The organism is Serinicoccus sp. CNJ-927, assembly GCF_001942435.1.
Taxonomy (GTDB): Bacteria; Actinomycetota; Actinomycetes; order Actinomycetales; family Dermatophilaceae; genus Ornithinicoccus; species Ornithinicoccus marinus.
Genome location: NZ_MKKF01000050.1, coordinates 166,980 through 189,038, shown reverse-complemented (window position 1 = coordinate 189,038; position 22,059 = coordinate 166,980). Strand labels below are relative to the sequence as shown.

Below are 22,059 nucleotides of genomic sequence, written 5' to 3'. Positions count from 1 at the left end.
CCGGACCGGGCGAGGGTCGAGATGAGCGCCGACGCCCATGACGCCGGGGCCGGGGCCGACGGCTCGACCCGGCCCGAGGGGTGGGGTGCCGGCCAGGTGCTCGCTGGCTTCGCCCGGGCCTGCCGGGGCGCCGGGCTCCCGGTCACCGCGGACCGGGAGCGCACTTTCCTGCAGGCCTGCGCCGCCGTCGGGCTGGGGGAGCAGGCGCGGGTCTACTGGGCCGGTCGGGCGACCCTCACCGCCTCGCCGGCCGACCTGGGTGCCTACGACCGGGTCTTCGCCGGCTGGTTCGGCGGGGTGCCGCTGGACGCGGTGAGCCGCGAGGAGCCGCCGCGGCCCACGACGGTGCAGTCGCCGCTGGAGGACGGCCGGGGCGAGGACGACGCCGACGGGCAGGAGATGCTGCACGCGCTCGCGTCCGCGCAGGAGGTGCTGCGGCACCGCGACGTGGCCGGGCTGTCACCGGCGGACCGGGCGGCGCTGCGCCGCCAGTTCACGACGCTGCGCCCGCGCCCTCCCACGCGGCGCGGGCGACGGCATACCCGGTCACGACGAGGGGAGGTGGACGGCCGGGCGACGGTGCGCGCACACCTGCGCAACCTCGGCGAGCCCACCCGGATCCGGTGGCGCGAGCAGGCGGTCCGGCGACGCGGCGTGGTGCTGCTCGTGGACGTCTCCGGCTCGATGAGCTCCTACGCCGACGCGCTGCTGCGGCTGGCGCACACGGTCGTGCAGTCCGCGCCGGCCAGCACCGAGGTCTTCACCGTCGGCACGCGGCTCACCCACGTCACCCGGGCGCTGCGCGAGCGCGACCCCGATCGGGCGCTGCTCGCCGCGGGGGAGACGGTGCCGGACTGGTCGGGCGGGACCCGGCTCGGCGAGGCCGTCGAGGTCTTCCTGCGGCGCTGGGGGCGACGGGGGATGGCCCGCGGTGCGGTCGTCGTCGTGCTCAGCGACGGGTGGGAGCGGCAGGCGCCCGAGGCGCTGGGGGAGCAGATGCGACGGCTGCGCTCGCTGGCGCACCGGGTGGTGTGGGCCAACCCGCACCGCGGCAAGGCGGGGTATGCCCCGGTCCAGGCGGGCATCGTCGCCGCCCTGCCGCACGTCGACGACTTCGTCGCCGGCCACTCGCTCGCGACCTTCGAGGAGCTGCTGGACGTCATCGCGCGCGCCTGACCCGCCGCCGGTCAGAGCGTCCCGTGAGAGTCGGGAAGGGTCACGACTTTCACGGGACGCTCTGGTCGCAGCGCGGCTCCCGCTCACCCGTCGGCGGGTTCCTCGCTGCGCGGCGCGGACCGCAGGCGCGCGATGCGCCCCTCGAGCCCGGGATGCTGCTGCAGCAGGTTCCACAGCCACCCGGTGCGCCGCTTCGCGACGTTGGCCTCGGCGAGGGCGTCGAGCGCCGAGGCGAGCCGCTCGGCGCCCACGGTGCGGGCGGCGTAGTCGTCCGCCCGCTTCTCCAAGGCGATGCCGACCACACCCTGGACCGTGATGAGCAGGACCGGCACGACCAGCCAGACCGCCGCGAGCACGCCCCACAGCGGCACCGTCTCCAGCAGCCGACCGAGCTGCTCGCGTGCGGCCCAGCCGCCGCCGACGATGAGCAGCAGGGGCAGCAGTGCGGCGCCGGCCTTGATGAGCAGGTGGTGACCCTTGCCGTGCCCCGCCTCGTGCGCGAGGACCGCCTCGAGGTCCTCCTCGCTCAGCACCTCCAGCGCGTGGTCGGTGACGAAGACGTAGCGCAGCTGCGGCAGCACACCGCTGATCGCGGCGTTGACCACCTTGCCGCCGCGGGTGTCGATCATCCGCAGGTCACGGACGCGGACGTCGTGCGCCTCGAGCTGCTCGCGCAGCCGGGACCGGTGCGGTTCCGGCAGCTTCCGGGTGCGCATCATGCGGCTGATGAGCATGGGTCCCAGAACCGCCACGACGACCATCACGACCACCAGGAAGGCGAGGTAGGCCCAGGTGTCCCACACCATCACCGCCCCGCCGATGCCGCCGACCACGCCGCCCAGGACGCCGATGACGAGAAAGGCCCGCACCGCCTCCCGCACGGCGCCGCCGGTGCTCTGCTCGGTCCGCCGTAGCTCCCGGTCCGCCGGGACGACCGCGAGGAGCACCGCCAGGACCACCAGCACGAGCGCCAGCAGCAGGAGCGAGAACCTCACCGCGATCGCGAGCCATCCCGGCGCCCCCGGGGCGACCGCGGCGAGCAGCAGGGTCACGCCGTCCTGGCCGCCCAGCAGTGAGCCGGCCACGAGGAGCAGCATCCCCCCGAGCAGCGTCGCGGACGTGGCCACCCGCAGCCGGTGCACCCGCACGTCGCGCTCCTCCTCGCTCGCGACCTGACGACGGGCATACCCGCGCAGCAGGAGGTGGATCACGACCGGCAGGACCACGAGGAGCAGCGCCGGCAGCACCGGAATCCACCACGCCTGGCGATAGGAGATTGCCTCGCCGCCCATGACGACGTCGCCGTCGTGCCGTTTAGGGTCCCCGTCGACGGTGGACCACCGGGGCAGCGACAGGTGCACCTCCCCGCTCTCGGACAGTCCTGCCCACTGCTGTGCCACGCTCGCCGGCACGGTCGCGCCCAGCAGGCTGGTGGCCGTGCCGACCGGCGTGGTGACCTGCACCCGCACCGTGTCCGGGCCGGAGTTGTCGACGACGTCGAGGTCGGCGACCTCCAGCCCGTTCGCCTCTGCGACGTCGCGGACCCGGGCCTCGGCGTCCTCGTGCGGGGTGTCCTCCGGGAAGACGACGCTCACCCGGTCGCGCGAGCCCGGCTCGTCGCGCAGGATCACCTCGCCGGGCCCGTAGTCGTCGTGCGAGGCCGCGGCGGGGCCGGTGGAGCCGGTCATCAGTGCCACCGTCAGCGCCACGAGGAGCGCGAGTGAGGTCGGGGTGGCTCGGCGGCGCGCTCGGCGCGGTGTCGACATGGCGCAGGTATACCAGCGCTGACCTGCGTCGTCGCTCCCGGACGGCATCATCCGATCACCGCGCAGCGTCCCGTGGGAGTCGGGAAGGGTCCCGACTCCCACGGGACCGTCAGGACGGCGCCGGGGGTCCGTGGCACGATCGGACCATGCGCGATGTCCTGGACCGCCTCGAGGGCTGGTGGGCGGCGGGGGAGACCGCCGCGATGGCCACCGTGGTGGGCACCTGGCGCTCCGCGCCGCGCCAGCCGGGGGCCTCGATGCTGGTGGGGCAGGACGGCGAGGCCGTCGGGTCGGTCTCAGGCGGGTGCGTCGAGGGTGCGGTCTACGAGCTGGGCCAGCAGGTCATCGCCGACGGCACCCCGGTGCTCCAGCGCTACGGCGTCTCCGACGACGAGGCGATGGGGGTGGGTCTGACCTGCGGCGGCATCCTCGACGTCTACGTCGAGCGGGTCTCCCAGGACGACTTCCCGGGGCTCGGCGAGGTGGCCGCCGACATCGGCGCGGGCCGACCGGTGGCCGTGGCCACCGTGGTCGCCCATCCCGATGCCAGCCACGTCGGACGCCGCATGGTGGTCCGCCCCGAGGGCAGGGACACCGCGGGCAGCCTTGGCAGCGACCGGGCGGACGCGGCCGTGTCCGACGACGCCCGGGGCATGTTAGCCCAGGGCCGCACCGCGACCCTGGAGTACGGCCCGGACGGTGAACGTCGCGGCGAGGGGATGCGCGTCTTCGTCGCCTCCTACGCCCCCCGCCCGCGGATGCTCGTCTTCGGCGCGATCGACTTCGCCGCCGCCGTCGCGCGCGTGGGGACCTTCCTCGGCTACCGCGTCACCGTCTGCGACGCCCGACCGGTCTTCGCCACGGCGTCCCGCTTCCCGGAGGCCGAGGAGGTGGTGGTCTCCTGGCCGCACCGGTATGTCGAGGAGCAGGTCGCCGCGGGCGCGCTCGACGAGCGGACGGTCGCCTGCGTGCTCACCCACGACCCGAAGTTCGACGTGCCGCTGCTCGAGGTCCTGCTCGGCGAGGACACGCCCGAGCTCGCCTACATCGGGGCCATGGGGTCGCGCCGCACCCACGAGGACCGGCTGGCCCGGCTGCGCGAGGTCGGCGTGACCGACCCGCAGCTGGAGCGGCTGCGCAGCCCCATCGGTCTGGACCTCGGCGCGCGCACCCCGGAGGAGACCGCGGTGAGCATCGCCTCGGAGATCATCGCCCTGCGCTGGGGCGGGCGCGGGGAGCCGCTGCGCGACACCGAGGGCGAGATCCACCGGCATACCGCGTGAGCCGGATTTAGCGCCCCTTCGCGTGCCCGAATGCCGGTGCGACCGGGCGTCCGCTCATCTGTTGCAGGGTGACCTGGGTCACGGCAGGATCGGCAGGGACAGCGACGTCCCGACTGCCCGACGGAGGGCTGCATGAAGATCACCGTGAAGGTCGACGGCACCAGTTACACCGACGACGTGGAACCCCGGACCCTGCTCGTCTACCACCTGCGCGAGACCCTCGGCAAGACCGGGACCGTGGTGGGCTGCGACACCAGCAACTGCGGCGCCTGCACGGTCCTGCTCGACGGTCGCAGCGTGAAGTCCTGCAACGTCCTCGCCGTCCAGGCCGACGGCCACGAGGTCACGACCATCGAGGGGCTGGCCGACGGGGAGTCTCTCACCCCGGTCCAGGAGGCCTTCCGCGACTGCCACGCTCTGCAGTGCGGCTACTGCACCCCCGGCATGATCATGCAGGCCACCGACCTGCTCAGCAGCAACCCGAGCCCCACCGAGGCGGAGGTCCGCGTCGGCATGGAGGGCAACCTGTGCCGGTGCACCGGCTACCACAACATCGTCAAGGCGGTCCTGCAGGCCTCCGGCCAGGGCACCGCCACCGGAGGTGAGCAGTCATGACCGCGGTCGACGACAGGCCGGCCACCGACGCGGCGTCCCCGAGCGGGGAGGTCGGCCGCGACCGGCGCCGCAAGGAGGACCAGCGGCTCATCACCGGCCGCACCAAGTGGACCGACAACCTCCAGCTCCAGGGGATGCTGCACCTGGCCATGGTCCGCAGCCCGGTCGCCCACGCCCGGATCACCGGCGTCGACGCCACCGCGGCCCAGGAGTCGCAGGGTGTCATCGCCGTGCTGACCGGCGAGGACGTCAAGGACCTGCAGGGCAGCCTGCCCTGCGCCTGGCCCATCACCGAGGACCAGAAGGCACCGCCCCACCCGGCCATCGCCGTCGACCGCGTCGCCTTCTCCGGCGAGATCGTCGCCGTCGTCGCCGCCCGCACCGCCGCGGCGGCCCGGGACGCCGCCGAGCTGGTCGACGTCGACTACGAGGACCTGCCCGCGGTGCTCGACCTCAAGGCCGCGGCCGCCGACGAGGCGCTGGCGCACCCCGACCTCGGCACCAACCGCTCGGCCACCTGGGTCTTCGACTCGGCCGAGGCCGGCACCGGCTCCAGCGTCGACGACGCGATCGCGGAGGCCGATGTCGTCGTCGAGCGCGAGTTTCGCCAGCAGCGGCTCATCCCCGCCTTCATGGAGCCACGCTCGACCGTCGTCGACCCCACGGGCGAGCAGTTCGTCATGTGGTCGGCCACCCAGGTGCCGCACATCCTGCGGCTCATGCTGGCGATGACCCTGGGCGTCGACGAGGGCAAGGTGCGCGTCATCGCCCCCGACGTGGGCGGCGGCTTCGGCGGCAAGCTGCAGGTCACCCCGGAGGAGATCATCACCTTCCTCATGGCCCGGCACACCGGCCGGCCCTGCAAGTGGACCGAGACCCGCAGCGAGAGCCTGCTCTCGGCCCACCACGGCCGCGACCAGTGGCAGAAGCTCACGCTCGCCGCGAGGTCCGACGGCACCGTCACCGGGCTCAAGGTGGAGCTGCTCGCCGACATGGGGGCATACCTCGGTCTGGTCACGCCCGGCGTGCCGATCCTGGGCGCCTTCATGTTCAACTCGATCTACAAGTTCCCCGCCTACCACTTCGCCTGCACCAACGTCTTCACCAACAAGACGTGGACCGACGCCTACCGCGGCGCCGGTCGGCCGGAGGCGACCTTCGCCATCGAGCGGATCATGGACGAGCTCGCGCTCGAGCTGGGGCGCGACCCGATGGAGGTGCGCGAGCAGAACTGGATCACCCACGACGAGTTCCCCTTCACCACGGTGTGCGGGCTGGAGTACGACTCCGGCAACTACGAGGCCGCCACCGACCGCGCCAAGGAGCTCTTCGGGTATGACGAGCTGCGGGCCGAGCAGCGGCGTCGCCGGGAGAGCGGCGACCGGGTCCAGCTCGGGATCGGCATCTCGACGTTCACCGAGATGTGCGGGCTGGCTCCGTCCCGGGTGCTGGGCTCGCTCAACTACGGCGCCGGTGGTTGGGAGCACGCCTCGGTGCGGATGCTGCCGACCGGCAAGGTGGAGGTCATCACCGGCTCCTCCGCCCACGGGCAGGGGCACGAGACCGCCTGGAGCCAGATCGTGGCCGACCAGCTCGGGGTGCCCTTCGAAGACGTCGAGGTGCTGCACGGGGACACCCAGATCAGCCACAAGGGGCTGGACACCTACGGCTCGCGGTCCCTCGTGGTCGGCGGGCAGGCGGTCATCAACGCCGCCAAGAAGGTCATCGAGAAGGCGAAACCGCTCGCGGCGCACCAGCTCGAGGCCAACGTGGACGACCTGGAGTTCCGTGACGGGAAGTTCACCGTCCTGGGCGCCGGCGAGGACCAGGAGGGCATCGGGCTCGCGGGGCTCGCGCTCGCGGTCTTCGCCGCGCACGACCTCCCGGACGGCATGGAGCCGAGCCTGGACGCCGACGCGACCTTCGACCCGGTCAACTTCTCCTTCCCGCACGGCACCCACCTGTGCGCGATGGAGGTCGACACCGAGACCGGGGCGACGACGATGCGGTCCTACGTCTGCGTCGACGACATCGGCAACGTGGTCAACCCGCTCATCGTCGAGGGCCAGGTCCACGGCGGGCTCGTCCAGGGCATCGCCCAGGCGCTGTGGGAGGAGGCGGTCTACGACGACCAGGGGACGCTGGTCTCCGGCTCGTTCGTCGACTACACGCTGCCGACCACGGCGGACACCATCAACTTCGTCACCGACCGCACCACCTCGCCGGCGACGTCGAACGACCTCGGGGTCAAGGGCGTGGGCGAGGCAGGGTGCATCGCCTCCACACCAGCCGTGGTCAACGCGGTGCTCGACGCGATCCGGCAGTACGGCGTCGAGGACATCCTCATGCCCTGCACCCCCGAGCGGGTGTGGCGGGCCATCCAGGAGGGGAACGCCGGAGCACGGGCCGAGACGGCGGAGGACGCCGCCGGTCACTTCATCCAGGGTGAGCCCAACCAGGACCCACCTGGTCCGTCCGGCACCGGTGACGCGCCGACGTCGACGACCACGACGACGCAGGAAGGCGGTCAGGCATGATCCCCCCCGAGTTCGACTACGCCGCACCCGCGACGGTGGCCGAGGCGCTCGCGCTGCTCGCCGAGCACGGCGACGAGGCCAAGGTCATGTCCGGCGGTCAGTCGCTGCTGCCGGTGCTGCGCATGCGGCTCAACGCGCCCGGCATCATCGTCGACATCTCCCGGATCGAGGAGATCAAGGGCATCACCGAGGTCGGCGACGCCATCCGGATCGGCGCGGGAGCGACCTACCAGGACGCCCTCGACTCCGACCTCGTCCGGGAGCACCTCGCGCTGTTGCACACCTCCCTCAAGGAGGTCGCCGACGAACAGATCCGGCACCGCGGCACGGTCTGCGGCGCGCTGGCGCACGCGGATCCGGCGGGTGACGTCGGCGCGCCCGTGCTCGCGCTCGACGGGCGCATGGTCATCCAAGGCCAGGACGGCGAGCGCATCGTCAAGGGCAGCGACTTCTTCGTCGACCTCTTCGAGACCGCGGTCGGCGAGGACGAGCTGCTCGTGGCGGTGGAGATCCCGAAGCACACCGGGTGGGGTGCGCACTACGAGAAGTTCGTGCGCGTGTCGCACCAGTGGGCGATCATCGGCATCGCCGCGGCCGTGAGGGCCGAGGGCGGCACCATCGCCGAGGCCAAGGTCGGGCTGACCAACATGGGTGCCACCCCGCTGCGGGCGACCGCGGTGGAGCAGGCACTGGTCGGCAAGGAGGCGACCGAGGAGGCGATCGCCGAGGTCTGCGCCCAGGTGGGCGAAGGCACCGATCCACCCTCGGACCTCAACGGCCAGGCGGACTACCGCAAGCACGTCGCCGGGGTGCTCACCCGGCGCGCCGTGCTGGCCGCGACAGGGGCCTGACCCCATGGCGATGGAGCTGCACCACACCTTCACCGTCGACGCGCCACCGGACCAGACCTGGGCGCTGCTCACCGACCTGGAGCAGGTCGGCGGCTGCTTCCCCGGCGCCACGGTCACCTCGGCGTCGGAGCAGGAGTTCACCGGCAACGTCAAGGTCAAGCTGGGCCCGATCGGCGTGACCTACCAGGGCGAGGGCAGGTTCCTCGAGCGCGACGACGAGGCGCACCGTGCCGTCATCGAAGGGCTCGGCAAGGGCCTGCGGGGCCTGGGCAACGCCTCGGCGACGGTCACCCTGCAGCTCGAGCCGGACGGGACCGGCACCAAAGCCGACGTGCTCACCTCGATGAACATCACCGGCAAGCCGGCGCAGTTCGGCCGCGGCGTCATGCAGAGCGTCTCGGACAAGCTGCTCGGCCAGTTCGTCGAGTGCATCGAGGGCAAGCTCACGGCGTGATCCGGTCGTGAGCGAGGACCTGCCGGCGGAGCCGGCGCGCGGCGACGGGATGCACCGGCTCGTCACCGGGGCGGCCGGCGACGACGCCTGGCAGCGGGCGCGCGCGACGTGCACCGCCTGCGGCAGTCTCGGCCTCGTGGACGAGGGGTTCCTCATCGGTCGCGGCGACGGCACGACCGGGCACGTGGAGTGGGTGGGGGAGCCGCCGTCGACCGAGATCTTCGGCTTCGCCGCGCTCGACCAGGCCGCCCGGCACCCGGTCCGCGCGCTGCGCTGCCGGGAGTGCCGCCACCTCGAGCTCTTCGCCGAGGAGCACGAGTGAGCCGGACGCCGGTGCCGTTCACGGCGACGGTTGACGAGATCGCGTGGGGAGCGGTGGCGTACCGGTGAGCATCGGTGCGGCTGGACCGGTCCTCCGCGCTATGCCGTGTCCAGACTGACTAGGGTGGCGCCATGACCTCGACGCATGACGACCTCACCGCCTCCAGCACCGCCGAGGAGGAGGCGGTCCGGATCTGCAAGGAGCTCATCCGGATCGACACCAGCAACTACGGCGACGGCAGCGGGCCGGGGGAGCGGGCCGCAGCGGACTACGTCGTGGAGCTGCTCCGGGAGGTCGGGCTGGACCCGCAGGTCACCGCGCCCGCGGACCACCCCGAGCGGACCAGCGTCGTCGTGCGGACCCCGGGCCGGGACAGCTTCCGACCGGGCCTGGTCCTGCACGGCCACCTCGACGTCGTCCCCGCGGCGGCCGAGGACTGGTCCGTCGACCCGTTCGAGGCCGTGGAGAAGGACGGGATGATCTGGGGCCGCGGCGCGGTCGACATGAAGGACATGGACGCCATGCTGCTGGCGACCCTGCGCCAGCTCGCCCGGTCCGGGGAGAAGCCTCCGCGCGACATCGTCTGGGCCTTCTTCGCCGACGAGGAGGCCGGGGGCACGCAGGGCGCCGGGCACGTCGTCGCCGAGCACCCGGAGTGGTTCGAGGGCTGCACCGAGGCGATCAGCGAGGTCGGCGGCTTCTCGATCACCCTGCCGGACCACGCGACCGGGGCGCCGACGCGGGCATACCTGCTGCAGACGGCGGAGAAGGGGATCGCGTGGCTGCGGCTGCACGCGCGCGGTCGCGCAGGGCACGGCTCGGTCCCCAACCCCGAGAACGCCATCGTGCGGCTGGCCGAGGCGATCGCCCGGATCGACGCCCACGAGTGGCCGCGCACCTACATCGCCTCGGTGCGCGAGCTCTTCGACGGGGTCGAGCGCGTCACCGGGGAGGGCTGGAGCGAGGAGCGGGTCGAGGACGTGCTAGCCCGGCTCGGTGGGGCGCGCCGCTTCGTCGAGGGCACGCTGCAGGACACCTCGAACTTCTCGATGCTCGACTCCGGCTACAAGATGAACGTCATCCCGCAGAGCGCCTCCGCCTCGCTGGACTGCCGCTTCCTGCCGGGGCACGAGGAGGAGCTGCTCGGCACGATCCGGGAGCTGGCCGGTGAGCACGTCGAGGTCGAGATCGAGCACAAGGACGTCGCGCTCGAGGCGCCGAGCAGCGGCGAGCTGGTCGACTCGATGAAGCGCGCGCTGCTGAAGGAGGACCCGGGTGCGCATGTCCTGCCGTACTGCCTGTCCGGCGGCACCGACAACAAGCATCTGTCCCGGCTCGGCATCACCGGCTACGGCTTCGCGCCGCTGCGGCTGCCCGAGGACCTCGACTTCGTCGGCATGTTTCACGGCGTGGACGAGCGCGTACCGGTCGACGCCATCCGCTTCGGCACGCGGGTGCTGGGCCAGCTGATCGCCGACTGCTGACAGACCGCGCGGCCGGTCGTCGCAGACCGTGCGGCCGGTCGCGAGAGGCGGTCAGGCGGTGCGGCGGACGCGGATGATCTTGCGGCGCAACAGCACGCGGCGCACGCCCCCGAGGTAGACCCGGACCCGGGCCAGCTCCCACGCGCCGTACTCCGCGTGCTCGGTGAGCGCCTGCCGCACCTCACCGCGCCCCTGGTCGCGGTGGAAGGTGAGCTCGCGGTACTCGTACTCCACCATGGCCGCCCAGCATAGGCACCCCTTCTCGGCCTGGAGAAACAACCCGCCGCGCGGAAGCGATCCGCGCTACCGTCACCCCATGACCGCAGACCCGCGTGCCGCCCTGACCGCCCTCGTCGCCGCCCTTGAGACCCACCTGGAGACCTCGGCCGTCAGCCGCGGCGAGGACGACCCGGCGGTGATCGAGGCCTACGAGCGGATCGCCGAGGCGTTCACCGCCTACGACGACGCGCTCATGGACGCCTACGGCGAGGTGACGCCGCTGGAGGTCTACGATGACGACCTCGCGAGCGACGACGACGAGGACGCAGATGACGGCGAGGACGATGACGACCTCGACGACGACCTGGACGACGACGATCTCGACGAGGAGCTCGACGACCCGGAGGTGGAGGACGACGACGAGGATCTCGACGACACCACCTCGGGACGGCACTGATCCGTGCGGCTGGGGCTGAGCTGCGGCTTCTGGGGGCAGGGACGCGACGAGGACAATCTGGCGCTGGTGCGCCGCGCCGACGAGCTGGGGGTGGACGTCGTCTGGGTCGCCGAGGCGTATGGGCCCGACTCCGTGACGATCCTGTCCTACCTCGCGGCGCAGACCGAGCGGATCGGGTTGGGCGCGGGCGTGATGCAGATCCCGGCGCGGACCCCGGCAGCGACGGCGATGGCGGCAGTCAGCCTGGACAGCCTGTCGAAGGGCCGCTTCCGGCTCGGCCTGGGCGTCAGCGGGCCACAGGTCTCCGAGGGCTGGCACGGCGTCCGGTTCGCCAAGCCGTTGGCCCGGACGCGGGAGTATGCCCAGATCGTCCGGACCGCGCTGCGGCACCGGCCGGTGAGCCACGAGGGAGAGTTCTTCACCCTCCCGCTGCCCGACGGGCCGGGCAAGGCCCTGCGGCTCACGCACGTCCACCGGCCGTCCATCCCGATCTACCTCGCCGCCGTCGGCCCGAAGAACCTCGAGCTCGCGGGGGAGATCGCCGAGGGCTGGCTCGGGGTCTTCGTGGCACCTGACTTCTTCGCCGAGCAGCGCGAGCACCTCGAGGCCGGGATGCGGCGGCGGGCCGACCCGCTGCCGGACGGTGGCTTCCAGACCGACGCCACCGTCGCGCTCGCCACCGGCGAGGACCTCGAGGCCTGCGCCCGCACCGTGAGCCCCTACCCGGCGCTCTACGTCGGCGGAATGGGCAGCCGGGAGCACAACTTCTACAACCAGCTCGCCTGCCGGATGGGCTACGAGCGGGAGGCGCAGCAGGTGCAGGAGCTCTACCTCGACCGGCGCTGGGGCGAGGCGGCGGCGGCGCTGCCGCCGCAGTTCGTCGACGACACCAGCCTGCTCGGCGACGTCGACCGGATCACCGAACGGATGCGGCGCTACCAGCACGCCGGCATCACCACCCTCACGGTGGCGCCGTGGGGCACGGATCTCGAGGCCCGCATGCTGGGGCTCGAGGCCGCCGTCGAGGCGCACTCCCGGCTCGGGGGGTCCTGATGGCGATCTGCGTCCTGGTGCGCCACGGCCGCACCCAGGCCAACGCCGACGGGGTCCTGGCCGGGTGGAGTCCCGGTCTCGGGCTCGACGACACCGGCGCCCAGCAGGCGCGTCGCGTGGGCGAGCGGCTCGCCGCGACGCCGCTCGCCGCGGTGGTCGCCAGCCCGCTGCAGCGCTGCCAGGAGACCGCCGCCGCCCTGCTCGCGGCGCAGCCCGCCGACCGTGCGGTCGACAGGCATACCGAGGACGGGTTGGGGGAGGCGCGCTACGGCGCGTGGACCGGCAGGCCGCTGAAGGAGCTGGCGGACGACCCGCTGTGGCGGGCGGTGCAGGACGAGCCCTCGTCGGTGACCTTCCCCGCGGACGACGACTTCGCGCACGAGTCGATGGCCGACATGGCTGACCGGGCGGTGCGCGCCGTCGCACGCTGGGACGCGCAGATCGAGTCCGAGCACGGCCCGGGCGCGGTCTGGGTCGCGGTGAGCCACGGCGACGTCATCAAGGCGATCCTGGCCGACGCCCTCGCCACCCGGCTCGACGACTTCCAGCGCATCGTGGTCGACCCGGCCTCGATCAGCCTGGTGCACCGCACGGCCGCCCGACCCTTCGTCCTGCGCACCAACGACACCGGCAGCGACCCGCTGGACCTCTCCGGACTGGTCGCCCGGGTGAGCAGCGAGGGGGCCTCGGGGGACGCCGACGTCGGAGGTGGCGCGGGACACGGGGGCGGTGGCGACAGCGGTTGCCGACCTCCCAGGACGTAGGCTGACGGCATGGCTGAGCACGTCTTCGACCCGCCGGAGCGGTGCGTCGCCGGCAGCGTCGGTCCTCCCGGGGGCCGCACCTTCTTCCTCCAGGCCAGCGACGGCCAGCGGGTGATGACGGTCTCCCTGGAGAAGGAGCAGGTGCGCCTGCTGGGGGAGTCCCTCGTGGAGATGCTGGACGACGTGGCCGGGGACGAGGGCAGCGAGGAGGCCGCCGAGGCCTACACCGACAACGCGCCGCTCGACACCCCCATCGAGGACGACTTCCGCGTGCAGCGGCTCTCCGTCGCCTGGGAGGCGGGGCAGCGCCGCATCGTGCTCGAGGCCTACGACCGTCCGAGCGAGGAGGATGTCGCCGAGCTGAGCGGCGAGGAGGAGCCGGCCGACCTGCCGTGGGCGGGTCTGCCCCCACAGTCCCTCCGGATCGTCCTGGAGCCCGGCCGGGCGCGCGCCTTCGCGCAGCGGTGCACCGCCTCGATCGAGGGTGGCCGCCCGTCCTGCCCGTTCTGCGGCCAGCCGCTCGACCCCGGAGGCCACATCTGCCCCCGCGCCAACGGCTACCGCCGCTGACGTGCGGGAGGACGAGGCGCTGGCCCTGCTGCGGGACTGCGCGCTGGAGCCGGTCGGACGGCTGACCCAGGCCTCCAACCTCACCCTCCTCGTCGAGCTCGCGCAGGACGGCGCCGCCACGGGTCACCGGGCCGTCTACAAGCCGGCGCGGGGTGAGCGACCGCTCCACGACTTCCCGCCCGCCTCGCTCGCCGCGCGTGAGGTCGCGGCGTATGCCGTGTCCCGCGCCGGTGGTTTCGACCTGGTGCCGCCCACGGTCCTGCGTGACGGCCCGCTCGGGGAGGGGTCGGTGCAGTGGTGGGTCGAGCAGGAGCCCGAGCGGCTCGTCGACCCCTCGGCCGGGCTGGTCGACGTGCTCGCGCCCGAGGACCTGGAGCCGGGCTGGCGGGCGGTCGTCCAGGCCGAGGACGAGCACGGCTCGCCGGTCGTGGTGGCGCACGCGGACGACCCCCGGCTGCGGACGATGGCCACTCTGGACGTCGTCCTCAACAACGCCGACCGCAAGGCTGCCCACCTGACGATCGACGTCGAGGGCCGGTTGCGTGGCTTCGACCACGGCCTCGCGCTGCACGAGGACGACAAGCTGCGCACCGTGCTGTGGGGCTTCGCGGGTGAGGCGCTGCCCGAGGAGGACCGGCGACGCGTGACGGCCGTGGCCGAGGTGCTGGCGGAGGCGGGGGAGACGGCCGACGTGCTCGCGACCCTGCTGAGCCCGGCCGAGCTGGCCGGGCTGCGGCACCGGACGGAGGCACTGCTCGAGGCGGGCATCCTGCCGATGCCGCCGGCCGACCGCTACCCGCTGCCGTGGCCGCTCTGGTGAGCGCCCGGTCCAGCCTCGGCTCCCCGGGCTCTGGGGGAGGGACGGACTGGTGAGGACGGGCGATTGGGGTGGCGTCAGGGGCGAGGGTTAGGCTCCCCGACGTGATGACCTGGTCGACCACCGACGTCCCACGGCTGCCGATCGACCACGACGGTAGACCCGTCCGGGTCCATGACACCGCCACCGGATCCCTGGTCCCGGTCGGCGGTGGCGACGGCGACGGCCGCGCGCGCCTCTACGTGTGCGGCATCACCCCCTACGACGCCACCCACCTCGGGCACGCCGCCACCTACGTCACCTTCGACGTGCTGCAGCGCGCCTGGCGGGACGCGGGTCTGCAGGTCACCTATGTCCAGAACGTCACCGACGTCGACGAGCCGCTGCTGGAGCGGGCCGAGCGCGACGGGATCGACTGGCGCGAGCTGGCGTCCCGCGAGATCGGGTTGTTCTTCGAGGACATGGAGGCGCTGCGGGTGCTGCCGCCGGACCACTACGTCGGTGCGGTCGAGGGCATCCCGGACGACGTCAGCGCGGTGGAGCGGCTGCTCGCGGCCGGCACGGCATACCGGCTGGCGGTGCCCGACGGGGAGCCGGTCGCCGAGGGAGCCACCGGCGAGGACGTCTACCTCGACCTGGCGACCCAGCCGAGCTTCGGGGCCGTCTCGGGCTGGAGCCGGGCGGAGATGATGGAGGTCTTCGCCGACCGCGGGGGCGACCCTGACCGGGAGGGCAAGCGGGACCCGCTGGACCCGCTGCTCTGGCGCTCCGGACGCGCGGGGGAGCCGCACTGGGACGGCGCCTCGCTCGGCCAGGGACGCCCGGGCTGGCACATCGAGTGCTCCACGATCGCCCAGCGCTACCTCGGCGCCGCCTTCGACGTGCAGGGCGGCGGCACCGACCTGGTCTTCCCGCACCACGAGATGAGCGCCGTCCAGGCGGCCGCGCTGTGCGGGGATGACTGCTTCGCGCGTGCCTACGTGCACCAGGCGATGGTCGGGCTCGACGGCGGCAAGATGAGCAAGAGCAGGGGCAACCTCGTGCTCGTGTCCCGGCTCCGGGCCTCCGGCGTCGACCCGATGGCGATCCGGCTGGCCCTGCTCTCGAAGCGTTACCGCACCGAGTGGGAGTGGACCGACCAGGTCCTGCGCGAGGCCGTGGAACGGCTCGAGCTGTGGCGCCGGGCGAGCGACATGGCTGCCCACGACACGGTCACCGAGATCGGTCGGTCCACCGTCCTCCGGCTGCGGGAGCGTCTCGCCGACGACCTCGACACCCCCGGCGCGCTCGACGCGGTCGACGACTGGGCGACGACCGTCGCGGCGGGCGAGCCCGCCTCAGGCCTGGTCCCGCGCGCGGTCGACGCGCTCCTCGGGGTGCAGCTCTGAGACCAGCGTCCGCCCGACCTCGGCGAGATCCGTCGGCGACAGCCCCTCCAGCGTGCCGACCTGCATCGCCCCGGGCAGGCTCGGCACCGCGACGGTGTGCGGGACCACCAGCGTCGGGACCCCGGCCGCCGTCGCGGCGGTGGCCCCGGTGAAGGAGTCCTCGACGGCGACCGCGCGTCGCGGCTCCACGCCCAGCCGGCGCGCCGCGTCGAGGTAGGCCTCGGGGTGCGGCTTGCCGTGGCTCACCTGGTCGCCGGTGACGACGGCGTCGAAGGTGCCTGCGGGGAGGTGCTCCACGAGCACGTCGGCGAGCTCGGTCCACGACATCGTGACCAGGGCGCACGGCACACCGGCCGCGCGGACGGCCCGCAGCAGCTCGACGGCTCCCGGACGCCACGGGACGTGCGCCCGGGTCCGCCGCACCACGCCGGTGAGGAGCCGCCGCACCACGTCCTCCGGATCCCCCTGGACCGGGGTGCGCTCGAGGATCATCCGGGCCGAGGTCAGCAGGTCCTGCCCGACGAGGTCGTGGGCGTCGTCGTCGGTCCACGTGCCCCCGGCCTCCTCGACGAGGAGGTACTCCTCGGCGATCCAGGACGGCTCGGTGTCGACAATGGTGCCGTCCATGTCCCACAGGACGGCGGCGGGCAGCAAGGGCTGGTCGGGGTGCTGGCGCGTCACGCCCCCACGCTAGAGCAGAGCGTCTAGGGTGGTCGCACGGTGCCGATCAGGAAGGTGAGGCAGTGATCGAGCTGCAGGACACGGGCGAGCTGCGCGACCCGATCGTCATCGCGGCCTTCGAGGGATGGAACGACGCGGGCGAGTGCGCCTCCAGCGTCGTGGAGCACCTGGCGCAGGTGTGGGACGCCGAGGTGGTCGCCGCGATCGACCCGGAGGACTTCTACGACTTCCAGGTCAACCGCCCGCAGGTGCTCACCGTGGACGGCCGCAGGATGATCCGGTGGCCGAGCACCCGGGTGATGCTCGCCCGCAACACCCCCTTGGGCCGGGACGTGCTGCTGGTGCTGGGCATCGAGCCCTCGGTCCGGTGGCGGACCTTCGCCAGCGACCTGCTCGCCTACCTGCTGTCGCGCGACGTCCAGCTGATGATCGTGCTCGGCGGCCTGCTGGCCGACGTCCCGCACACCCGACCCATCCCGGTCAGCGTCAGCTCCGAGGACGCCGAGCTGCTGGCCAGCAGTGAGGACATCGAGCCGAGCACCTACGAGGGCCCGACCGGCATCGTGGGCGTGCTCTCGGACGAGGCGCGGCAGCAGGACGTCCCGACCCTGTCCTGCTGGGCAGCCGTCCCGCACTACGCCGGGGGCCCGCCCTCGCCGAAGGCCTCGCTGGCGCTGCTGGGGCAGCTGGAGGAGCTGCTCGACTGCGTCATCGACGACACCGCGATCACCGAGTCGGCGCGGGCCTGGGAGCGCGGCGTGGACGACCTCGCCTCGACCGACGAGGAGGTCGCCGACTACGTCCGCCAGCTCGAGGAGGCGCAGGACACCGCTGACCTGCCGGAGGCCTCCGGCGACGCGATCGCCAAGGAGTTCGAGCGCTACCTGCGGCGGCGCGACGACGGCTCACCCCGCGGCTGACCGCGCGTCCTGCCCGGTGTTGACCCGCCCCGCCGACCGCGGGTCCAGCGCCAGCAGGGTCGCGCCCTCCGGCAGCGGTGGCGGCGTCCCACCCCAGGCCGGGCAGTGCTCCTGGAAGGAGCACCAGGTGCAGGCTCGGCCCCGCCGCGGGCGCCAGTCACCGGAGATGGCGACCTGCTCGATGGCCGCCCACAGCGCACGGATCTTGCGCTCGGTGGCCCGCAGCTCGGCCTCGGTGGGGTCGATCCACAGCACCGTCCGGTCGCCCAGGTAGACCAGCTGCAGCCGCCGCGGCAGGACCCCGCGGCTGCGCCACAGCGCGAGCGCGTAGAACTTCAGCTGGAACAGCGCCCGCCCCTCGAAGGTCTCCGAGGGTGCGCGACCGGTCTTGTAGTCCACCACCCGCAGCGCCCCGTCCGGCGCCTCGTCCAGGCGGTCGACATACCCGCGGATGACCAGCCCGTCCAGGTCGGCCTCGACGTAGAGCTCGCGCTCGGCCGGCTCCAGCCTCGTCGGGTCCTCCAGCTCGAACCAGCGCGCCAGCAGCCCGTCGGCCGCACCGGCGGTGTCGGCGACAGCGAGCCCGGCCAGCTCCGGCTCCTGCGCGACCATGCGCTCCCACTCGGCGGGGACCAGGGCGGTCGCCTGCTCCAGGGTGCGCTCCTGCGCCGGACGGTCGAAGATGCGGTCCAGGACCGCGTGCACGAGGCTCCCGCGGGCGGCGGCCGCGCTCGGCGGCTCGGGGAGGCGGTCGACGACCCGCAGCCGGTAGAGCAGCGGGCACTGCATGAAGTCGGCGGCCCGCGACGGGGAGAGGGCACGGGCGCAGTCCTCGGTGCCCGGCTCCATGCGCCGCACTCTACGCTCGGAGGATGGAGCGACAGCCCGGGTGGCGCATCGGCACCCTGTCCGGAATCCCGATCTACCTCGGCCGCAGCTGGGTCCTCGTCGCCGTCGTCATGATCGCCCTCTTCGGGCCGACGGTGGGGCGCGTCCTGCCCGAGCTGGGGCTGTGGAGCTATGCCGTCGCCCTCGTCTTCGTGCTGCTGCTGCTGGTCTCCGTGCTCGTGCACGAGGCGGCGCACGCCCTCGTCGCGCAGCGCGTCGGCTTCGGCGTCTCCCGGATCGTCGCCGACTTCTGGGGCGGCCACACCGCGCACGACGGGGCCGGCGGGACGCCCGGGCGCAGCGCGGCGGTCGCGGTGGTCGGGCCGCTGGCCAACGGGCTGCTCGCTGTGCTCGGCTGGTGGTCCTGGACCCTCGTGGACGGCACCGGCGTCCCGCTCCTGCTGGCGTATGCCTTCACCTGGGCCAACTCCTTCGTGGCGGTCTTCAACCTCGTCCCCGGGCTGCCGCTGGACGGGGGCTACCTGTTGGAGGCCCTGGTCTGGAAGCTGTCCGGCGACCGGCACGTCGGCACCATCACCGCCGGCTGGGCCGGTCGCGCCGTCGTCGTGCTCGTGGCCCTCGCGCTGCTCCTCCCGCCGCTACTCCAGGGCGAGCGGGTGCCGTTCACCCGCGTCGCGTGGGTGGCCCTCGTGGGGCTCTTCCTGTGGCAGGGCGCCAGCCAGGCGATCAAGGTCGGCGTCCACGGCCGACGTGCCTCCCGCCGACGGCTCGGCGACGCCGCCCTGCCCGCCGGTGTCGTCCGCAACGACGAGCCGCTGCACACCGTCGCCTGGTCCGAGCGGCCGGTGTGGGTCGTGCTCGACGCGGACGGGCGCCCAGAGGGCCTCGTCGACCCGCCCTCGCTGCAGCGGGTCCCGCGCGAGCAGTGGACCGGCACCCCGGTCTCGGCCGTGGCGGTCCGGCTCCCCGGCGGCTGGGCCGTGCCGATGGCGCCCGAGGCGAGGCTCGACAGCGTCATCGACGTCATGCGCCGGTCCGGGTCCGGCGTCGTCGCCCTGCTGGACGACGACGGCCGGCCCTGGGGCGTGGTGAGCACGCACGAGCTCACCGGCGCCCCGCTCGTAGACTGACCAGGTGAGCAGGCCGACGGGCGCCGACATGCGGCGCGGACCCTTCCGGGCGGGCGACCGCGTGCAGCTGACCGATCCCAAGGGACGGATGCACACCATCACCCTGGAGGTCGGCAAGGAGTTCCACACCCACCGCGGCCACCTGCGGCACGACGACCTCATCGACGCCCCCGACGGCTCGGTCGTGCGGCACACCTCCGGCGCCGAGTACCTCGCGCTGCGCCCGCTGCTCTCCGACTTCGTCCTCTCCATGCCGCGCGCGCCCAGGTCGTCTACCCCAAGGACGCCGGACAGATCGTGACGTATGCCGACATCTTCCCCGGCGCGGTCGTCGTCGAGGCAGGGGTCGGCTCCGGGGCGCTCTCGCTGTCGCTGCTGCGCGCCGTGGGGGAGTCCGGCCGGCTGCTGAGCTTCGAGCGGCGCGAGGACTTCGCCGACATCGCCCGGGCCAACGCCCGGTCCTTCTTCGGCCTGGACCACCCGGCCTGGACGGTGACCGTGGGCGACCTCGTGGAGGCGCTCCCGGAGGCGGTGGAGCCGGGCACGGTGGACCGGGTGGTCCTCGACATGCTCGCGCCCTGGGACTGCCTCGGCGTCGTGGGGGAGGCGCTCGCCCCGGGCGGCGTGCTCATCTGCTACGTCGCCACCACCACCCAGCTCTCGCGGGTCGCCGAGGCGGCCAGGGTTGCCGGCGGCTGGACCGAGCCACAGGCGTGGGAGTCGATGGTGCGCGGGTGGCACCTCGAAGGGCTCGCGGTCCGCCCCGAGCACCGGATGCACGGGCATACCGGCTTCCTCGTGAGCCTGCGCCGGCTGGCGCCCGGCACCGACGCGCCGCTGCGCAAGAAGCGCCCGGCCCCCGGCGCCTACGGGGAGGACTACACCCCTGCCACCGGGGAGTGGGAGCCCGCCGACCTGGGCGAACGCCCGGTGTCGGACAAGAAGCTGCGCCGCACCCGGCGCGACGCCGAGGCCACCGCCACCCGGGTGACCGGGTCCGACACCGAGCCGGAGGAGGAGACGTGACCGACCCGACGCCGCGCGAGCGGCACCTGCAGCAGCAGGTGCAGACCCTTACCTCCCGGGTGACCGAGCTCCGGGGGCGCAACGAGGCGCTGAGCACCACGCTGTCCAGCGCGAAGAAGCAGATCGAGGGGCTGCGCGAGGACCTGGACGCCCTCGCCTCGCCCCCGCTGACCATGGGCATGGTGCTGCGGCTCGTCGACGGCGACGCCGACGTCTCGGTGGCAGGGCGCCGGATCCGCACGACGATCTCCTCCGAGGTCGACAGCACGGCGTTGCACCCCGGTCGCGAGGTGCTGCTCAACGACGCCCAGGCGATCGTCGGCGTCGCCGGCTACGAGCAGGCCGGGGACGTCGTGACCTGCAAGGAGGTCCTCGACGACGGGCGGCTCACGGTGCTCGTGCGGGGCGAGGACGAGCGGATCGCCCACCGCGCCGGGTCGGTGGCGCAGGAGCAGGTGCGGGTGGGTGACGCGCTGCTGCTGGACTCCCGCAGCGGCTTCGTCACCGAGCGGATCGAACGCCCCGAGGTGACCGAGCTCATGCTCGAGGAGGTGCCGGACATCTCCTACGACGACATCGGCGGCCTGGGCGGCCAGATCGAGCAGATCCGTGACGCCGTCGAGCTGCCCTTCCTGCACGCCGAGCTCTACGAGAGCCACCAGCTGCGCCCGCCCAAGGGGGTGCTGCTCTACGGCCCGCCCGGGTGCGGCAAGACGCTCATCGCCAAGGCGGTTGCCGCCTCGCTCGCCCGGCAGGCGGCGGAGCAGAAGGGCCTCACCGCGGCGGCGCCCGCAGCTACTTCCTCAACATCAAGGGCCCCGAGCTGCTCAACAAGTACGTCGGGGAGACCGAGCGGCACATCCGGATGATCTTTCAGCGGGCCCGGGAGAAGTCGGCCGAGGGCGACCCGGTGGTGGTCTTCTTCGACGAGATGGAGTCGCTCTTCCGCACCCGCGGCTCGGGCGTCTCCTCCGACGTCGAGACGACGATCGTGCCCCAGCTTCTCGCCGAGATCGACGGGGTAGAGCGGCTCGACAACGTCATCGTCATCGGCGCCTCCAACCGGGAGGACATGATCGACCCCGCCATCCTGCGCCCGGGGCGCCTGGACGTGAAGATCAAGATCGAGCGGCCCGACGCGGAGGGTGCCCGTGACATCTTCGGCAAGTACCTCACCACCGACATCCCGCTGCACCCCAGCGTCCTGGACGCGCACGGCGGGGACCGGGCGGTCGGCGTCGCGGCGCTCATCGACGGCGTCGTGGAGCGGATGTATGCCGTGTCCCCGGCCAACGCCTTCCTCGAGGTGACCTACGCCGGCGGTGACAAGGAGGTGCTCTACTTCCGCGACTTCGCCTCCGGTGCGATGGTCCACAACATCGTCGACCGCGCCAAGAAGCTGGCGATCAAGGACGTCCTGACCCGCGGCGAGGAGGGGCTGCGCGAGCGGCACCTGGAGCAGGCATACCTCGACGAGTTCAAGGAGAACGAGGACCTGACGGGCACCACCAACCCGGACGACTGGGCCCGGGTGTCCGGCAAGAAGGGCGAGCGGATCACCTACATCCGCACCCTCGTCGGCGACGCCTCCGGCACCCAGCCGGGCCGCTCGGTCGACCTCGGGGAGCGCTGAGCGGCTGGACCGCCCGCGGACGCGGACGTGCGGGCGGGTGTGTCCGGCGGCGGGGATAGGGTCT

At 73.2% G+C, this 22,059-nt stretch carries 20 protein-coding genes and 2 pseudogenes; 18 read left to right on the top strand and 4 right to left on the bottom strand.

Annotated elements, in window-relative coordinates; translation table 11 throughout:
- Window positions 1-21: 21 nt before the first annotated feature.
- On the top strand, window positions 22-1,176 hold the full coding sequence (locus tag BJF86_RS15245) for a vWA domain-containing protein (protein ID WP_083653220.1): 1,155 nt from the start codon (window positions 22-24) through the stop codon (window positions 1,174-1,176).
- Window positions 1,177-1,259: 83 nt separating this feature from the next.
- Here BJF86_RS15245 and BJF86_RS15240 read toward each other — a convergent pair whose 3' ends face one another.
- Entirely contained in the window at window positions 1,260-2,942 is a 1,683-nt protein-coding gene (locus BJF86_RS15240; RefSeq protein WP_075820143.1) for a M48 family metalloprotease, read from the bottom strand.
- A gap of 146 nt (window positions 2,943-3,088) precedes the next feature.
- On the opposite strand from BJF86_RS15240, the gene BJF86_RS15235 reads away from it, so the two are divergent.
- From BJF86_RS15235 to BJF86_RS15205, 7 genes are all read left to right on the top strand, one after another.
- A complete protein-coding gene (locus BJF86_RS15235; protein ID WP_075820141.1) occupies window positions 3,089-4,225 on the top strand; it encodes an XdhC family protein in 1,137 nt (378 codons plus the stop codon).
- 132 nt (window positions 4,226-4,357) lie between these two features.
- A complete protein-coding gene (locus BJF86_RS15230) occupies window positions 4,358-4,840 on the top strand; it encodes a (2Fe-2S)-binding protein (protein WP_075820139.1) in 483 nt (160 codons plus the stop codon).
- Entirely contained in the window at window positions 4,837-7,377 is a 2,541-nt protein-coding gene (locus BJF86_RS15225; RefSeq protein WP_075820138.1) for a xanthine dehydrogenase family protein molybdopterin-binding subunit, read from the top strand. Before BJF86_RS15230 ends, BJF86_RS15225 begins: the two co-directional genes overlap by 4 nt.
- Window positions 7,374-8,228, top strand: coding sequence for an FAD binding domain-containing protein (locus tag BJF86_RS15220; protein WP_075820136.1), 855 nt, complete (start codon window positions 7,374-7,376; stop codon window positions 8,226-8,228). Before BJF86_RS15225 ends, BJF86_RS15220 begins: the two co-directional genes overlap by 4 nt.
- Before the next feature lie 10 nt (window positions 8,229-8,238).
- On the top strand, window positions 8,239-8,682 hold the full coding sequence (locus BJF86_RS15215) for an SRPBCC family protein (protein WP_083653218.1): 444 nt from the start codon (window positions 8,239-8,241) through the stop codon (window positions 8,680-8,682).
- Window positions 8,683-8,689: 7 nt separating this feature from the next.
- Window positions 8,690-9,004, top strand: coding sequence for a hypothetical protein (locus BJF86_RS15210; protein WP_083653195.1), 315 nt, complete (start codon window positions 8,690-8,692; stop codon window positions 9,002-9,004).
- A 131-nt stretch (window positions 9,005-9,135) separates the two neighbouring features.
- A complete protein-coding gene (locus tag BJF86_RS15205; protein WP_075820132.1) occupies window positions 9,136-10,488 on the top strand; it encodes a M20/M25/M40 family metallo-hydrolase in 1,353 nt (450 codons plus the stop codon).
- Between the two features lie 51 nt (window positions 10,489-10,539).
- On the opposite strand, the gene BJF86_RS15200 is transcribed toward BJF86_RS15205, so the two are convergent.
- On the bottom strand, window positions 10,540-10,725 hold the full coding sequence (locus BJF86_RS15200) for a DUF5703 family protein (RefSeq protein ID WP_022923985.1): 186 nt from the start codon (window positions 10,723-10,725) through the stop codon (window positions 10,540-10,542).
- 79 nt (window positions 10,726-10,804) lie between these two features.
- On the opposite strand from BJF86_RS15200, the gene BJF86_RS18035 reads away from it, so the two are divergent.
- The 6 genes from BJF86_RS18035 to mshC all read left to right on the top strand — a co-directional run bounded on the left by BJF86_RS18035 (window position 10,805) and on the right by mshC (window position 15,756).
- Window positions 10,805-11,164: a hypothetical protein gene (locus BJF86_RS18035; RefSeq protein WP_022923984.1), complete on the top strand. Its 360-nt coding sequence runs from the start codon at window positions 10,805-10,807 to the stop codon at window positions 11,162-11,164.
- 3 nt (window positions 11,165-11,167) lie between these two features.
- Window positions 11,168-12,217 (top strand): LLM class F420-dependent oxidoreductase, encoded by a 1,050-nt coding sequence (locus BJF86_RS15190; RefSeq protein ID WP_075820130.1) that lies wholly within the window; start codon window positions 11,168-11,170, stop codon window positions 12,215-12,217.
- The gene (locus tag BJF86_RS15185; protein ID WP_075820128.1) at window positions 12,217-12,981 is read left to right on the top strand and encodes an MSMEG_4193 family putative phosphomutase; all 765 of its coding nucleotides are present in this window, start codon (window positions 12,217-12,219) and stop codon (window positions 12,979-12,981) included. The genes BJF86_RS15190 and BJF86_RS15185 overlap by 1 nt, the downstream gene beginning before the upstream one ends.
- Window positions 12,982-12,990: 9 nt before the next feature.
- Entirely contained in the window at window positions 12,991-13,551 is a 561-nt protein-coding gene (locus BJF86_RS15180; protein ID WP_075820126.1) for a DUF3090 family protein, read from the top strand.
- 1 nt (window position 13,552) lies between these two features.
- The gene (locus tag BJF86_RS15175; RefSeq protein ID WP_075820124.1) at window positions 13,553-14,371 is read left to right on the top strand and encodes an SCO1664 family protein; all 819 of its coding nucleotides are present in this window, start codon (window positions 13,553-13,555) and stop codon (window positions 14,369-14,371) included.
- Window positions 14,372-14,472: 101 nt separating this feature from the next.
- Entirely contained in the window at window positions 14,473-15,756 is a 1,284-nt protein-coding gene (gene mshC / locus BJF86_RS15170) for a cysteine--1-D-myo-inosityl 2-amino-2-deoxy-alpha-D-glucopyranoside ligase (RefSeq protein ID WP_075820122.1), read from the top strand.
- Here the strand turns inward: mshC and BJF86_RS15165 are convergent.
- The gene (locus BJF86_RS15165; RefSeq protein WP_075820120.1) at window positions 15,706-16,437 is read right to left on the bottom strand and encodes an HAD family hydrolase; all 732 of its coding nucleotides are present in this window, start codon (window positions 16,435-16,437) and stop codon (window positions 15,706-15,708) included. The two genes, mshC and BJF86_RS15165, sit on opposite strands and share 51 nt — an antisense overlap.
- 62 nt (window positions 16,438-16,499) lie before the next feature.
- Between BJF86_RS15165 and BJF86_RS15160 the strand changes: the two genes are divergently transcribed.
- Window positions 16,500-17,357 (top strand): PAC2 family protein, encoded by an 858-nt coding sequence (locus BJF86_RS15160; protein WP_075820118.1) that lies wholly within the window; start codon window positions 16,500-16,502, stop codon window positions 17,355-17,357.
- Here BJF86_RS15160 and BJF86_RS15155 read toward each other — a convergent pair.
- Window positions 17,343-18,206 (bottom strand): RecB family exonuclease, encoded by an 864-nt coding sequence (locus BJF86_RS15155; RefSeq protein ID WP_075820116.1) that lies wholly within the window; start codon window positions 18,204-18,206, stop codon window positions 17,343-17,345. The two genes, BJF86_RS15160 and BJF86_RS15155, sit on opposite strands and share 15 nt — an antisense overlap.
- Window positions 18,207-18,229: 23 nt before the next feature.
- On the opposite strand from BJF86_RS15155, the gene BJF86_RS15150 reads away from it, so the two are divergent.
- From BJF86_RS15150 to arc, 3 genes and pseudogenes are all read left to right on the top strand, one after another.
- Window positions 18,230-19,336 (top strand): site-2 protease family protein, encoded by a 1,107-nt coding sequence (locus tag BJF86_RS15150; RefSeq protein ID WP_075820114.1) that lies wholly within the window; start codon window positions 18,230-18,232, stop codon window positions 19,334-19,336.
- Between the two features lie 28 nt (window positions 19,337-19,364).
- Window positions 19,365-20,362: pseudogene (locus BJF86_RS15145) on the top strand (tRNA (adenine-N1)-methyltransferase).
- Window positions 20,359-21,995 (top strand): annotated as a pseudogene (gene arc, locus BJF86_RS15140) (proteasome ATPase). Before BJF86_RS15145 ends, arc begins: the two co-directional pseudogenes overlap by 4 nt.
- Window positions 21,996-22,059 lie beyond the last annotated feature (64 nt).